Here is a 15,309-nt window from a genome sequence, read left to right on the forward strand (position 1 = left end):
AAATACAGGTGATGAGGAGTTACTGATGTCCACTATCACAAGACTGTTGTTAAAGTCGGCTATATATGCATAATTGCCTGAGACCGCAACACCAGAAGCGTAACCCTCGGTATCATACCATCCTGCAAGCGCCGGCGCTGACGGATCAGTTACATTCACGATCACAAGACCATTGTAATCATCGGCTATATACGCATAATTGCCTGAAATGGTAACACCATAGGAGTAGCCCTCTGTATAAAAATTCCCAACAAATTCGGGAGACGAGGAGTTGCTGATATCCACTATCACAAGACTGTTGTTATAATCGGCTATATACGCATAATTGCCTGAAATAGCAACATCCAGTGAAAAACCATCCGTATCAAAAATGCTTTCAAGAGCTGGTGCCACAGAAGCATTGACATTCACGATCACAAGGCCACTGTAACCATCAGCTACATAGGCATAATTCTCTGAGGCGGCAACACCAAATGAATTACCTGCAGTATCATAACTTCCGGCAAGTGTTGGTGCTGAGGGATCCGTGGCATCCAGGATCACAAGGCCATTTTCTTGGTCGGCTACATAGGCATAATTGTCTGAAACAGCAACACCAAACGAATTACCTGCAGTATCATAGCTACCTGCAAGTCTTGGTACTGACGGGTCAGTGACATCTACGATCACAAGACCATCTGCACCATTGGTCACGTAGGCATAATTGTCTGAAAAAGCAACACCCAACGCAGAACTTATATAATAACTGCCTGCAAGGGTTGGTGCGACCGGATCACTGACATCCAGTATCATAAGGCCACTGTGACCGTCAGCCAAATAAGCATAATTGCCTGACACAGCAACGTTATTTGCTGCAACTGTTTCATAACTTCCCACAAGAGTTGGGGCGGATGGATCAGTGATGTCGATAATAAGAAGTCCCTTATTATCATTGGCTACATAGGCATAATTACCCGAAACAACAACATCCGATGCATTGGCATCAGTATCATAGCCACCTGCAAGTGTTGGTGCAGACGGATCAGTTACATTCACGATCACAAGACCACTATAGCTATCCCCCATGTCGGTCTCAGCGACGTAGGCATAATTTCCGGAAACTGCAACACCAAATAAGTACCCCTCAGTATAATAACTTCCAACAAATTCAGGTGATGAGGGATTACTTATATCCACGATCACAAGGCTATTATCATAGTCGGCTATATATGCATAATTGCCTGCAACAGCGACATCCAGTGAAAAACCGTCTGTATCATAATTACCTTCAAGTACTGCTGCAGAGCAAACCCCTGCAGTGATCATTATCAAAAACAGAACAACGAAATAATTTATATATTTGTTTGCCATACTCTGGTTCGATCTGATATTCATATGTACCACGCACTCTAAATTTTACTGCATATCCTAATTGAGTTTTGAAGTTCAGAAACCAAAGGAGAGTATAAAAAATTCCTTTGCAAAGCTAAGTGATTGTTGTTTCAACCCTCCCGAATTTGTTTCCCCTTTAATTAACTAAATACTTTTTTGTCCCATCTATATATAGTTTCCCACAAACAAGTATAGGGCACGCATTAAGCAAAAATTTAGTGATCTAAACAATATCATTGGGAAAAATGGTGAGGCTGTTGCAGGCTGCATATAGCAGATCTGATCCAGGATCTCAAAAGACCCTATAATTGAACATTTGATCATTTACACTGCCAGCATCCTTTTAATTGCCTTCCTTGCCCTGTTAGCTATCTCCTCAGGCACTGTTCTCCTGGGCTTAAGCAATTCCAGTGACTCACAGACCCTGGCAAGGTCCGTCCTTTTCATGTTGGTGCATACTGCCTGGGAAGATAATGGATAACATTTCTTGTCAGGACACTTTCTTTCCAGTTGGTGCAGGATGCCTATCTCAGTGCCTATGATGAACTCCTTATCCGGTGCTGAACAGACGTGTTTGATCATGCCAGATGTGGAAAATATGTGATCAGCAAGGTCAATGACCTCAGCCCTGCATTCGGGATGGACGAGCAGCTTTGCATCAGGATGAGCGCTGTGTACCTTCATTACGTCATCCGTTGTTATCCTGTCATGTACAAAACAGAATCCCTGCCAGGGCAGGATCTCTTTGGAAGAAAAACGGGCAACGTAATTGGCAAGGTTTTTATCAGGCAGGAAAATGACCTGTTCCTGTTCAAGTGATCCCACTATTTTAATGGCGTTCGAGGACGTACAACATATATCGCTCTCTGCTTTCACTTCTGCAGTAGTGTTCACGTAGCTGACCACAGCAGCATCCGGGAACCTTCTTCGAAGCATGCGTACTTCATCCGCTGTGATCATTGAAGCCATAGGACAGCATGCGTCTTCAGCAGGCAGAAGTACGGTCTTTTCAGGATTCAGGATGCAGGCGGTTTCAGCCATGAAATCCACACCGCAAAAAACAACTACATCGCATTCAACGGACCTTGCGGCACGGGCAAGTTCAAGTGAATCGCCTACTATGTCCGCTATGTCCTGTACCTCAGGGACCTGGTAATTGTGTGCCAGGATGGTGGCATTTCTTTTTTCTTTTAATTGCAGGATACGATCTTGTAAGGTTTCTGTCATATTGCTCTCATTCACAACCTTTAAATGTTCACGATTGTGAATACATATGCATTCCACACTTGTAAACTTTACGACAGACTAAAATGACATTAATATACTAAGAGCACCTTAAGTGTGTACCGAGGAGTAATGATGCAGGAACCCCTTAAAAAAATAAAGGAAACAAGACCGCTGATACACCATATCACAAATTGGGTCACTATATATGATTGCGCGAACATTACACGCACCTTTGGCGCTCTTCCTGTAATGGCCCATGCACCAGAGGAATGCGCGGATATGACACGCATCTCGTCTGCTCTTGTGCTTAACATAGGCACCCTGACAAACGAGCTGATCGACGCGATGATACTTTCTGCGAAAGCCGCGAACGAGAAAAAGATACCTGTCGTCCTCGATGCTGTTGGCGTCGGCGCTACGAAGTTCAGAGATTACATGGCTGCGAAGATCATCGATTCGGTTCATGTCGATATCATCAAAGGGAACTATTCCGAGATAGCAAAACTTGCAGGCGAAAAAGCTCAGACAAAAGGTGTCGAGGCAACTTCCATCAATGCTGATCCCAGGCTGATAGCAAGAGAACTTGCAACATCCAAGTCCTGCACAATAGTCATGACGGGAAAAGAGGACATTATCAGCAATGGCAAAAAGACTTTCGTTGTCAAGAACGGACATGAGCTGATGGGGTCCATTGTAGGAACAGGATGCATGGCCGCTTCAGTGATAGGCTCTTTCGCTGCTGTCAATCCAGACCATTGTGATGCCTCAAAAGATGCCCTCTGTTATTTTGGGATAGCAGGAGAACTTGCTGCTGAGGTCTCGCGTGGTCCTGGGAGCTTCAAGGTAAATTTATATGACGAGGCATTCGGTCTTTCTGACGAAAAAGCCGAAAAGATGATGAACTTCGAAGCATACTGAATTATCCGGTGGAGAAACATGGTCACTAAAAAGGAAATGCTAAAGGAGATCGACTTTTATCTTGTGACCGACTCCGGTCTTTCAAAGCAGGGGACCTTGTCCGACGTGCGGGATGCAGTTGCGTCCGGCTGCCGGATAGTGCAGTACAGAGAGAAGAACAAGAGCACCAAGGAAATGGTCGCAGAAGCCTTGCAGATCAAGGCAATATGCGGGGATGAGGCTTTATTCCTGGTGAACGACAGGATAGATGTTGCTCTGGCTGTGGATGCGGATGGTGTGCACATCGGTCAGGATGATATGCCCATAGATATTGCAAGAGCGATCCTTGGCGCTGACAAGGTCATTGGTCTTACGGTCCACAACACTAGTGAGGCCACAGAAGCTGAAAAAAGCGGTGCTGATTATGTAGGGCTCAGCCCTATATTCGACACTGCTACAAAAAGCGATGCGGGTAAGGGTATTGGCACTGCGAGGATAAGGGATGTTAAAAATGCTATCAATATACCCATAGTTGCCATCGGTGGAATTAATAAAGAGAACTGCAAAAGCGTGATAGAGAATGGTGCCGATGCTCTGGTGGCAATATCCGCAGTGTTATGCAGTGACGACGTACGACGTGAGACCCGGGATTTCATTACTATTGTCAGGAAGGCTTTCGGTCGTATCTCCTGATGTGATGCATGCGGTATTCTCCACCGGTTTCGATCCCATGAGCTATATTCACTATTGTGAAAAGTGAAGTATGACAATAATTCAAAAAGGAGTAAGACAGTGCTTAGTGAGCAGGAATTGCAGCGCTACCAGCGCCAGGTAATGATATTCGGTAAAGACGGGCAGGAACGCTTGAAAAGATCCCGGGTGTTCATTGCAGGCGGAGGGGGGTTGGGTTGTCCCGTAGCACTTTATCTTGCAGTTGCCGGTGTTGGATGCATTGACATTGTGGACCGGGATGTCGTGGAGCAGACTAATCTGAACCGTCAGGTGCTGCACTGGGAAAAGGACATAGGTAAACCTAAGGTCCTCTCCATCGAAGAAAAGATCCGGGAAATAAACCCTGATGTCAAGGTCATTGCACGACATGAGACCATAACTGAGCATAATGTTCTCGAACTTGTAAGGGATACAGATATCATAGTGGACGCCTTGGATAATTTCTCTGCGAGATATCTGCTCAATCATGCAGCTCTGCAGAACGGCATTCCTCTTGTACATGGGGCTATCCGGGGCTTTGACGGTCAGGTTATCACTATAGTTCCGGGTAAGACCGCTTGCCTGAAGTGTGTATTCCCATCTGCGCCTCCTGAAGAGATATTCCCTGTGATCGGTGTGACCCCCGGTATTATCGGTACGCTCCAGGCAAACGAAGTGCTCAAGTGCCTTCTGCGAATGGGCGAACCCCTTGAAGGACGATTGCTTGTATGGGATGGTCTGAATGCGAAAATGGACTCCTTTACAGTTAAACGCAGGGATAACTGCGAAGCCTGTGGGGATCCAAAACACTCTTAACTATCTGTCAAATGCATTGAATGTTATCATTAATAACAGTGTTATCAAGCCCCAAGTTAAAGGCCCGAAGTGATCATGAATATTTTACTGAACGTTCCAGTGGAAATAAAGGGGTTTTATATTTATAATGTTACATAAAATGAAACTTTTGTGGTAGAGTTTAACATCAAAGAAGAGAGGGAACAAGTTATATGAATGGATCACGGGTATGCTTTAATATGAATTTTTTTATGAATAGAAATTATTCTAATCGATGATGCAGAAAAAAAATGACCACTTATCCAAAAAAGACTGTAGCAACCTATATATGTAAATATATACTATTAATCATTAAGTAAAGCTGCTTTGCTCCCGAAGCAGCCCATGGCATCAAATACCTGAATGATGTGTTGATCATGACACATGTTGTTGTAAAAAATGTTTTTAGGAAAGAGAGCATTGGATTTACTGGATTACTCACAATTGCTTTAGTGGCTGCTAAGTCAATGGGGTTCCTGGACATCGAATGGTTATGGGTATTTGCACCATTGTGGTGGCCTGCGGCGTTCGTTCTTGGTTTGATGCTGATCGTTGTAGCTCTGATAATAATAGCACTTTTCCTCGCTATTATTGCTGTAAATGCTGTAAAGATCGCGTATCACCTGACATAAATAAAGTGGATCACGTATTGTTTATGTTTTTATAAATGTATGTGATGTTGTGCTGCATTCATTGCAGCACAGAGTGCATTCTATTGAAATCTAAATAGTTACAAATAGGATGATATAGCTAGATGGATGTATAACTCCTCTGAAATTATCGGAGCGGTGATCCCTGTTTTGAACCATCATGTAAGTACTTTAGGCCCTGGTGACGTTTTCCGGGATTGGCTGGTACATGCACTTGGAGACAGAATAAAGAACAAACACTGTAAAGTAGACGTTTTTAAGTACCTGCCCTCGTCACACACTGTATGCAGGTATAAGTTCAAAGGGGAGAGGTACAGTGTTATAGTGAAGTTCTTTGCAGAGCCTACGGGAAAATTGAAAAGATACAATGCTTCCGAGGCAATGGCCAAGGAATACAATAATCTTATGGCAGTCCGGTCCATCATAAACGTTCCCGCACCGATAGCAATGCATAGGGACTTCAACTGTGCCCTTGTGACCGAATATATTTCGGGCAAGTCTCTTGCATGGCATCTGTCACATGAGAATGATCTTTATGACAGGCTTACATCTGTTGCTCACATGCAGCGCAGGCTCCATGAACATACACGACATGACTATTATGACAAGGCGAGAGACTTCGCTAATTTTCATAGTGTGCTGGACCATCTTAAGCTTGATCGCTCCACGAGGGACCATTTCGATCAGCTGCTTGGGAAATGGTGGTACAGTCACCTTCTTGACCAAAGGCAGGGCTGTATGATACACAGGGACGCAACGCCCTCCAATTATGTGTTCCATAAAGATGTTCCATATATCCTCGATCTTGAAAGTTCCTGGTACAATGCACACTATGCAAGGGACCTGGGGATAATGTGCTCCGAACTTAAGAACCATTTCCAGCTTCAGAAAGGTTCAGGCAGGCTTGCGGAACCATATATAGGTCATTTTTTGTGGCATTACAGTAAAAATGAAAGTGACTTTTTAAGAACCACCAAAGTCATTCCTTTCTTTATGAGCCTGGGCTTTTTGAGGTCTGCCAGACTGCACAGGCACTATCCACATCACGAGTATCTGATAAAGGAGGCAGCTGCATGTTTGCGATCTCTCGGATAAAAGGTATTATCTTTGATTGCTACGGGACCCTGATAGATATAGATACAGACGAAGATGACTATTATACGTTCGATACTGTGAGCAAATGGCTGAAATACAAAGGAGTGAAGATCGACCCTGATCTTCTAAAATTCGAATATCATTCAAAGGTCCGGGATAAAATGGAAGTTTCTAAAGAAAAATACCCGGAAGTAAGAGTGGAAGAGATATTTGCAGAGATCTGCGATGAGCACGCTATATGGAAGAGTGACACCACGTATCTGGGCATTGAGACTTCAAAAGTGTTCCGCTCAGCGTCCCTGCGCAGGCTGCGTCCTTTCCAGGAAAGCCTGGAACTACTCAAAAGATACAAAGATCTTCCCCTGTGTTTAGTTTCTAATGGACAGCGTGTGTTTTCCGAAAAGGAGTTGCGTTTTCTGGGGTTATACGAATTTTTCGATCATGTGATCTTTTCTTCTGATGTGAGATACAAAAAACCAGATCAGCGCATCTTCAGGATAGCACTTGAGCGTATGAAGCTCAAGCCTGAAGAAGTGCTTTCAGTTGGTGATACTACAGAAAATGATATAATCGCGCCTCAGGAAATAGGAATGGAGGCCATGCATATCTATGATGCCTGGAGGGACTTGCTCGATTAAGATCAATTGATACCATCTTTCTTCTGTCTTCAGGCAAATATTTCTCATGCACATCGTCCACTTAATTTGAGGTTCGATCTCCATGAACATGATATTTGATCTTTTACTCTATGTGCTCATGTATACAATTTATTTCGCATCTCTTACATTTTGCTTATCTGCGATCTATACTTTTGAGGTAAAATACGTTTTTGATTTAGACGGCTTCCTATGTACTGTGTTTTAATATATAATCTTTTGCTATGCGTGGATCAATGTCATAAAAAATAAAAGGACTATGCTCTGTCGCCTGCAGGCAACTCAAAAGTGAAGTTGCTGCCCTTACCCGGTTCGCTCTCCACCCACACTCTGCCTCCATGAAGTTCGACCAGTTCTTTGACAACTGCAAGCCCAAGACCTGTACCCTCATACTGTTTGGATACAGAATTATCCAGTTGTATGAACGGAGTGAAAAGTTTTTTCTGGTCGTCGGAAGAGATGCCTATGCCATTATCAATAACAGATATGCGTACCATCGACCCTGCCAAACTTGCCTGAATGTTTATCTCCCCTCCATTGGGAGTGAACTTGATAGCATTACCGAGCAAGTTATAAAGTATCTGCTTTACTTTTGCCTCATCGGCCATTAGGATGATATTAGCATCATTGTCTTTCAGTATATTCACAGTTATTTTCTTCTTTGTTGCAAGAGGCTGCATTGTTGCCACCATTTCTGCTATAAGCCCCTCAAGCTTTACCAGTGCCGGAAAAAGTTCCATCTTTCCAGCTTCCACTTTTGAAATATCCAGTATATCGTTGATAAGGTTGAGCAGGTGTTTGCCGCTGTTTGAGATGTGCTGAATATAATGATCATGTTTAGTGCTTAGCTCACCGAAATATCCTTCCAGCATAACGTCGGAAAAACCAATTATAGCATTAAGGGGTGTGCGCAGTTCATGGCTCATGTTGGCAAGGAATTCGCTCTTAGTGTGGCTTGCCGCCTCGGCAATAACCTTTGCATGAAGCAGAGATTCCTCCAGCCGCTTACGTTCACTGATATCTCTTATGATCGACTGTATTGTATATGGACGTACATCCATGATCGAACCACTTACATCTGCGACCATCCTATGGCCATCTGCCTTAATGAGTTCTATCTCCATGCGGAAAGTGCCTTCATGCCGGATCTTTCTCTGGGCCTCTAAAAGCATATCCAACTGATCGGAAGGCAAGATATCAGTGAATGACAGCTTCGTTAGTTCTTCTTTAGTGTATCCCAGCATTTCACAGGCTCTAGAATTAACATCTATATGATTACCTTCCAGATCATATAATATTATGGCATCATTGGACTGTTCAAAAAGAGACCTGTATTTTTTCTCGCTTTTGATGAGTTCCGCCTCTGCATGCTTTCGCCATGTGATGTTTATAATGGTGCCGAAGATCTTAACCGTTCCATCCTGCTGAAGATGTGCTATCGTACTGGAGCTCACCCAGGCTATATGGCCATTATCTGCGACCAGGCGATAGTCCAGATCAAAATAGTTCTCGGGATTATCTAAAGCGAGGTTTAGGGCATCAAGGACTTTTTGAGTATCTTCGGGATGGATACAGGAGGAATACTTATCCCAATCGTTCCCTATGGTTCCCCGAGGTAATCCCAGCATTTTGTCCACAGCTGGAGATATATACGTATTGATGAGCTTTTCATTCTCATCAACATCAGCTTTCCAGATGGTGGTATCTATTGCATTGACAACATGCTCATAATCTTCCTCTTTTCTGACCAGCAGACTTTCGGTATGTTTGCGCTCAAGGACATTGATGATCATCTCACCTATGAGCTTCAATAGATAAAGAGTAGTTTCGTCCCATTCTTTTTTCTGAGTTTGGCAATCCAGTCCTATAAAACCACTGAATTTACCTTTATAGGATATCGGAACCAACAGCACAGATAAAATTCCGAACTCAAGAAGTGTTTCTTTAACAGTGATGTCCTCGTCAGTTAATTGCTGAGTGTCAGGCACATAAATGCTTTCGAATTTATTGAACTTGTTCAACTGTTTTGGTACCGGAAATTTTTGGTTGACGCCTATCTGTGATATAATACCTTCGGCATGCCATTCATGAGTCTTGATGACAAGACCTGTATCATCAGTTGCTAAAAAAATACTAGCTCTCTCTGCACCAGTAAATTTGGCAATTTCCTCCAGGGTTTGATCGACCTTAGTGTCAATATCTTTAAAACTTGTATTTATAAAATTACTGGAAATATGTGAATAGATGTTTTCTTGCCGTTTTTTTTGTTCCAGTTCGCTACGTGTTTGCTTTATTATCGTGGCATCTTCGACCACTGCATGACAACCGATGACCTGTCCTTCTTTGTCTATCCGGGGGATCGTCTTAAAACGCACAAAAGCCTCTTTACCCCATTTAGAATGATAACATGTCTCTATTTCTGTGATCTTACCGGTTGAAATGGCTTCCCGGATGCTGGCCGATATGCCGGAGGCGACCAAGGGCGGAAAGGTTAGCAGATTGATCTGTTTTGTGGATGCAGCTGAAGGAGAACCCATGAACTCAAGAAGAAATCTATTGACTGCAGTGACGTTTCCCCTGGTATCAAATGAAAGGATCCCTAAAGGCAATTCATCAATAAGATCATTGCAATTCTCTTCATCCGGTCCGTCAGATAAGATCCTTACATATTTAAGTGGAAACATAATGTTCTTTGCAAATTCTATGCTCTCCATATACCAAGGTCTGAAGTTCCACTCCAATGGAAATGGCCCTTTTATACAGTTGCCATATCTGAAAATGATCTTTTTGTGTTTCCCGCGTGAATCGGGTATAGTTCATGCTGTTATGGTAATGATCTTATCAACAGCTATTGATGTGTATCGGCCTTGAACTATCTCAAGTCGGACAAAACCGTTCCCGCACTCTTTAACCTTGCCTTTGAAAGTGGCAATCCCACCGCAGTAGATCGTCACTATCCTGCCAAGGAAGTCCCGCACGATAAAATCCTCCATCATGTTCGTTCTCCCGATGTATGATGATGGCCTCACTATTTATTCTATATATATAATTTGATATAAAAGTTTGCATCGATATAAGACTAAGGCATTCGGCCATATTACAAAATAATTAGAGTTGTCTCTCTTATTTAGTCATATGAGTTCTTTGACAAGTGCAAGCCCCAGTCCGGTGCCTTCATATCCTGTGGCAACAGAAGAATCCGGTTATGTGAGGTTTTAACAGTTTGTCCATGTCTTGGAATGAGATGCACATATATGTGTCGATCACTGATCCATCCGTTCAGTGTGCTTCAAATCGCTAGTTATATATGCTTTTCAATCAAAACAGAGCCAACGAACTAACTCAGAGTGATATTTGTGATCAGTGTCAACGAAAAGGGATTAGATATAATCGATGAGATGCTCGACTGGGAAGAAGAACTCAATGTCCAGTCCTTTGAACTTGGGAACGGGGCTACTGTAATTGACTGCGGTGTCAAGATGCAGGGTGGTTACGATGCAGGTATGTACCTGTCCCGTCTGTGTCTTGCTGACCTTGCAGACCTAAGCTATACTAAGTTCGATCTGAACGGACTGCCGGTGCCTGCCATACAGGTAGCTACCGATCATCCGGTCATAGCATGCATGGGTTCACAGTATGCCGGCTGGAGAATATCCGTAGGAAAGTACTTTGGAATGGGTTCAGGACCTGCGAGGGCCCTTGGCCTTAAGCCAAAAGAACTTTATGAGGAGATCGGGTACAAGGATGACTCTGAGTTTGCGGTCCTGGTCATGGAATCATCTGCTCTTCCCACAGAAGAAGTAGTGGAATATATCGCAAAGCACTGCAGCGTTGATACTGAGAATGTGTACATTGCCGTAGCACCTACTGCTTCGATCGCAGGCAGTGTGCAGATATCAGCAAGGATAGTAGAGACCGGTATACACAAACTGGAATCAATAGGATTCGATATCAATACCATTAAGAGTGGTTTCGGAGTAGCTCCCATTGCACCCATCGTAGGTGACGATACAAAATGCATGGGCTCGACCAATGACTGCATTATCTATTGTGGTGAGACCTATTATACAGTTGAGTATGGAGATGCTGAAAAGCTGGCTGAGTATGTTAAGAAGGCACCATCCACAACATCAAGGGACTTTGGTAAACCGTTCTTCACCACCTTCAAAGAAGCAGGCTTCGACTTCTTCAAGGTTGATGCTGGTATGTTCGCTCCTGCAAAGATCACCATAAATGACAAGAAAACAAAGAAGTCATTTACAAGCGGTCGTATCAACCCTGGTATCCTTCTCGATTCATTTGGAATAAAGGAAGTCTGATCCTTTTAAATTCAGGTACATCCCACTGGATTGTACCTTTTTTGGCGAATGATATTTTATTTCATTTATAGTGGTTATGCTTCTTAAATTTTGGACAACTTTCTTACTGGAAACAGGTTTTTAACTCAAAGCTGCAAGGTCTCAAAGGTTTGTTTTCATCTTTGCGTTGAGAATATTTTGTGCACATTCGTAATGAAATGAATCTCTATAGATCGATAGAGGGCACGGAGATAGTTCTTGTTCTGTATTCGGCGTTCTTCGTGTACTCTGTGGTTAGATCGTTATTGAAGATACTGCACATCAGAAAAACCCAAGTCCGGGACCTAAGAGCGGTATCAGACCGAACAGGAAGACGTTCACAGCCCCGTGGGTCAGAGCGATCAATGGTAAGCTGCCTGTTTTCTGGAACATGTATCCCATCACTATGCCTGCAAAACCTGTGAGCAGCAGCTCGTATACACTTCCATAGCCTGAGTGCATCATTCCGAAAAGGGCACCTGTAACTACCAGGCCTTTTGTCATGCCGAAGGATGCCTGCAGCCGGGTCTGCAGCAGTGACCTGAAGATCAGCTCCTCCACAAGACCCACAAAGAAGAACATAACAAAGGATATCTTCAGCAGGTTCAAAGGCGAAGTATCCGGTATCAGGCTGCCAACTCTGATGGTATTGTACTCCCCAAGTCCGATCAGATATCCCACGACCAGGGCAAGAGGGATGTACGGGTACAGTTTCTCTGGTGTGAATCCCAGCTCTTTCAGGGTAAGGCGCTGGCGGCGTGCTATAACGAATACCGGGATCAACAGAGGCGCATAGATATAGATGTACAGGTACAGTGTCATGGGCGTGAAAACGGGCATGGAGATATTGACAAGCCGCAGTATCGGTAACATCGCCAGGGCCTCAAAGGAGAAGCTCACATTGGATTCCCGCATCCACATCGATGAAACGGCCATGCCCAGGGGGATCATCACATGCAGGAATATGCCTGCCTGATGTTTGCCCATGTACAGCAGTATCTCTGCAATTACAATGGCAACAATAGGGACAGACACTATTTCCCAGTCCTTCATACGATGATGGAACACTGAGAAATTGCCCGCAGACTCGATGTTTGTATCTTCCATGATCAACATTCCCGGATCACCGGGCTCTTCGTGGTCATTTCCCGGCGGGTGCCCAGGATGCTATCTATCTTCAAAACAAGGCCTCTTCAATGCTTATCATAGTTCGTGCCACCCATAAGGATCACTGGTTTTGATAGCTCCTGTTGTATCCACCAGTTCAGGAGCATTTGATATTTTTATCAGGTTTTCATAACATAATGGACATATTTAAGGGTTTTGAAATGACCCTGTGGGAAAAGATGTGGTTTTGAATGGCACGCAGCATCCTGGCAACAAGTTGTGCAGTGCAGGCTTTGCGTATTCTCTGTGTGCTCCGTGTACTCTGTGGTTGAATTGTTTTGCATTTCCGAGGGTCTTGCATATTGCATAAGGAACGGATCAACACACAGTCGCATGCGGGGCTGTCCACGAAAAATGCGCCAACATGAAGCATTGCATTTAAAGAGCTTTTTTGAATGGATCAGTAGTTGATTTTTAAGAGTAGATATTTATGGTATACTTACATATACTTTGGTATATGCACGCGACTACGATAAAAGTAGATCCAAAGCTAAAAAGCAGCCTTGATAATTTGAAACTTCATCCCAGGGAATCATATAATGACGTCATCGCACGCCTGCTGAACATGGCATATGATGAGGAGCCTTTAAGTGATTCAACTCTTGAGAGGATCGAAGAAGCTCTTAAAGACCTGAAGAATGGAAAATACTACACCCAGGAAGAAATAGAAGCTGAACTGGGGCTTACTTGATGTACTCCATCCTATATTCTCCCGGAGCAAGAAGAGACCTGCAGAAACTTCCGATCGATGTAGCGAAAAGAATAGTCACTGCTATCAGGGAGATACAGGACGACCCAAAAGCTCATGCAAAGAAACTCAAAGGCTCTCCAAAGTCACCTTTGTATTCACTGCGGATAGGGGAATACCGTGTGATCATGAGCATTGACGGCGACAAACTAATAATCTTTGTTATTGAGGTCGGTCACAGAAGTGTGATCTACCGGAAAAGCTGAGGTCGATTCTGAGTTCAATCATAATTAAAAAAACCTATTCAATAATTAATAATTTTTTAACTATTTTAATGTCTTCTATCAAGTTCATTGGATCACCAGACAGATAAGAAAAACCAATAGACACCTGTCTGGATCATTGTCAGCGGTACCCCTATCCTGAAGAACTCCATGAAAGTAAGCCTGATATTGCCTTTTTTCTCAGCATTGTGAATAATGATCACATTACTTGCTGCACCCAGGACAGAGAGATTGCCTGCAATGGTGCTGCCTGCCGCAAGTGCCAATAATCCACCGGTGTCCACCGAAGCATGGGACAGTATGGGTAAGTACAGGGCTACAAGGGGCACATTTGAGATGAACTGGCTCAGGATGACACTTACACTCAACACCATGGGGATCGAGATAACACTTTGTTGCGTATCCGTCAGAAAACCCTGGAAAAATCCTGAGTCCCACACACTTTCCATGAGTATGAACATAGCCGCAAAAAAAACCAAGGTGTGCCAGTCCATTCTTTTGACCAGTTCATATCTGCGGCCATTGAGAACAAGCACCGGGATAGCAGCTATCAGGGCAATGTACGTCAGCCTGAAGTCAAAGGGAATGGTCAGCAGCTGCACGAGGATCTTTGCACACACCAGCAATACGAACAAGACAAGTGAGAGCCGGGACAAGCTGGCAAGCTTAGGATCGCTTATCTGAGGCTCTGAATGGTTCAGTACGGCTGTAGAAAAATGTTCCCTGAAAAAGAACTTGAGCACAAGGTATGCAGCTATCAGGTTTACTATGGTCGGCAGCAGCAGGTATCGTGCAAAGACCACAAATGGGCCTTCTATTTTCCCGTTCAATGCTATCAGGAGATTCTGAGGATTACCTATCGGGCTTGCAACACTACCGGTAGTTACTGCAAAAGCCAGTGCCAGCAGGAGCACCTTTGGATCGATCTGATGTTGCCTTGCAAGCAAGAGCACTACGGGAGTACCGATTATTGCCAGAGTATCGTTCATGAGGAAAGCTGATGCGAACCCCATCCCAAAAAGCACGTACAGGATGATGGCATCCATGTTCTTTGCAGCCTTAAAGAAATTATAGGAAACCAGGGAGAGATAACCACTGGTCTCCAGGGCCTGCCCGATGGCGAACACCCCAAAGAGGAATAACATAACATCCAGATTGATAGCTGCTATGGCCTCCGGAACGGAGATCTGACCGGTGAGCAATACAGCAAGGGCCCCAAGACCCATTATCTGCCACAGATCAAGCCTGATATTGCCTATCTGTCGGGTGATCGTTAAAAGAAAAACAAGACTAAGGACGACAACAGGAATTATCATTGCATCAATAGAATATGCTATAATAAATATAATTATTGGTAGTTACAATGTAACCTGTCAGGAAGAACATAGTTGT

14 protein-coding genes and 1 pseudogene are annotated in these 15,309 nt (G+C 43.8%); 9 read left to right on the plus strand and 6 right to left on the minus strand.

Translation table 11 applies throughout. From position 1 onward, the window contains the following. Both A4E24_RS02660 and nadA read right to left on the minus strand, forming a co-directional pair. A pseudogene (locus A4E24_RS02660) lies at positions 1-1,305 on the minus strand (LVIVD repeat-containing protein); the annotation flags it as partial. Between the two features lie 390 nt (positions 1,306-1,695). After that, positions 1,696-2,613: a quinolinate synthase NadA gene (gene nadA, locus A4E24_RS02665; RefSeq protein WP_292351421.1), complete on the minus strand. Its 918-nt coding sequence runs from the start codon at positions 2,611-2,613 to the stop codon at positions 1,696-1,698. Between the two features lie 117 nt (positions 2,614-2,730). Between nadA and thiM the strand changes: the two genes are divergently transcribed. The 6 genes from thiM to A4E24_RS02695 all read left to right on the plus strand — a co-directional run bounded on the left by thiM (position 2,731) and on the right by A4E24_RS02695 (position 7,423). After that, positions 2,731-3,516 carry a hydroxyethylthiazole kinase gene (gene thiM, locus A4E24_RS02670; protein WP_292351499.1) on the plus strand — a complete coding sequence of 262 codons (786 nt, stop codon included), beginning with the start codon at positions 2,731-2,733 and terminating at the stop codon, positions 3,514-3,516. A gap of 18 nt (positions 3,517-3,534) precedes the next feature. Beyond that, positions 3,535-4,188: a thiamine phosphate synthase gene (gene thiE / locus A4E24_RS02675; protein WP_292351423.1), complete on the plus strand. Its 654-nt coding sequence runs from the start codon at positions 3,535-3,537 to the stop codon at positions 4,186-4,188. Positions 4,189-4,287: 99 nt separating this feature from the next. Then, positions 4,288-5,022, plus strand: a complete 735-nt coding sequence (locus A4E24_RS02680) for a HesA/MoeB/ThiF family protein (protein ID WP_292351425.1) — start codon at positions 4,288-4,290, stop codon at positions 5,020-5,022. A 395-nt stretch (positions 5,023-5,417) separates the two neighbouring features. After that, entirely contained in the window at positions 5,418-5,672 is a 255-nt protein-coding gene (locus A4E24_RS02685) for a hypothetical protein (RefSeq protein WP_292351426.1), read from the plus strand. Between the two features lie 126 nt (positions 5,673-5,798). Beyond that, the gene (locus A4E24_RS02690) at positions 5,799-6,785 is read left to right on the plus strand and encodes a phosphotransferase (RefSeq protein WP_292351428.1); all 987 of its coding nucleotides are present in this window, start codon (positions 5,799-5,801) and stop codon (positions 6,783-6,785) included. Next, positions 6,764-7,423 carry an HAD family hydrolase gene (locus A4E24_RS02695; RefSeq protein ID WP_292351430.1) on the plus strand — a complete coding sequence of 220 codons (660 nt, stop codon included), beginning with the start codon at positions 6,764-6,766 and terminating at the stop codon, positions 7,421-7,423. The genes A4E24_RS02690 and A4E24_RS02695 overlap by 22 nt, the downstream gene beginning before the upstream one ends. Before the next feature lie 275 nt (positions 7,424-7,698). Here the strand turns inward: A4E24_RS02695 and A4E24_RS02700 are convergent, their stop codons facing one another. Further along, positions 7,699-10,155: a PAS domain S-box protein gene (locus tag A4E24_RS02700; protein ID WP_292351431.1), complete on the minus strand. Its 2,457-nt coding sequence runs from the start codon at positions 10,153-10,155 to the stop codon at positions 7,699-7,701. Positions 10,156-10,257: 102 nt separating this feature from the next. Beyond that, positions 10,258-10,437 (minus strand): MM0924 family protein, encoded by a 180-nt coding sequence (locus A4E24_RS02705; RefSeq protein ID WP_292351434.1) that lies wholly within the window; start codon positions 10,435-10,437, stop codon positions 10,258-10,260. Positions 10,438-10,797: 360 nt separating this feature from the next. On the opposite strand from A4E24_RS02705, the gene mch reads away from it, so the two are divergent. Next, the gene (mch, locus tag A4E24_RS02710) at positions 10,798-11,760 is read left to right on the plus strand and encodes a methenyltetrahydromethanopterin cyclohydrolase (RefSeq protein WP_292351435.1); all 963 of its coding nucleotides are present in this window, start codon (positions 10,798-10,800) and stop codon (positions 11,758-11,760) included. Positions 11,761-12,060: 300 nt separating this feature from the next. Here mch and A4E24_RS02715 read toward each other — a convergent pair whose 3' ends face one another. Then, complete coding sequence (locus A4E24_RS02715; RefSeq protein ID WP_292351437.1) at positions 12,061-12,894, minus strand: CPBP family intramembrane glutamic endopeptidase; 834 nt, start codon at positions 12,892-12,894, stop codon at positions 12,061-12,063. Positions 12,895-13,402: 508 nt separating this feature from the next. Between A4E24_RS02715 and A4E24_RS02720 the strand changes: the two genes are divergently transcribed. Next, positions 13,403-13,636 carry a hypothetical protein gene (locus tag A4E24_RS02720; protein WP_292351438.1) on the plus strand — a complete coding sequence of 78 codons (234 nt, stop codon included), beginning with the start codon at positions 13,403-13,405 and terminating at the stop codon, positions 13,634-13,636. Further along, positions 13,636-13,899, plus strand: a complete 264-nt coding sequence (locus A4E24_RS02725) for a type II toxin-antitoxin system RelE/ParE family toxin (RefSeq protein WP_292351440.1) — start codon at positions 13,636-13,638, stop codon at positions 13,897-13,899. Before A4E24_RS02720 ends, A4E24_RS02725 begins: the two co-directional genes overlap by 1 nt. 92 nt (positions 13,900-13,991) lie before the next feature. Here the strand turns inward: A4E24_RS02725 and A4E24_RS02730 are convergent, their stop codons facing one another. After that, positions 13,992-15,233, minus strand: a complete 1,242-nt coding sequence (locus A4E24_RS02730; protein WP_292351441.1) for an SLC13 family permease — start codon at positions 15,231-15,233, stop codon at positions 13,992-13,994. Positions 15,234-15,309: the final 76 nt, after the last annotated feature.

Source organism: Methanomethylovorans sp. PtaU1.Bin093, from assembly GCF_002067275.1.
Taxonomy (GTDB): domain Archaea; phylum Halobacteriota; class Methanosarcinia; order Methanosarcinales; family Methanosarcinaceae; genus Methanomethylovorans.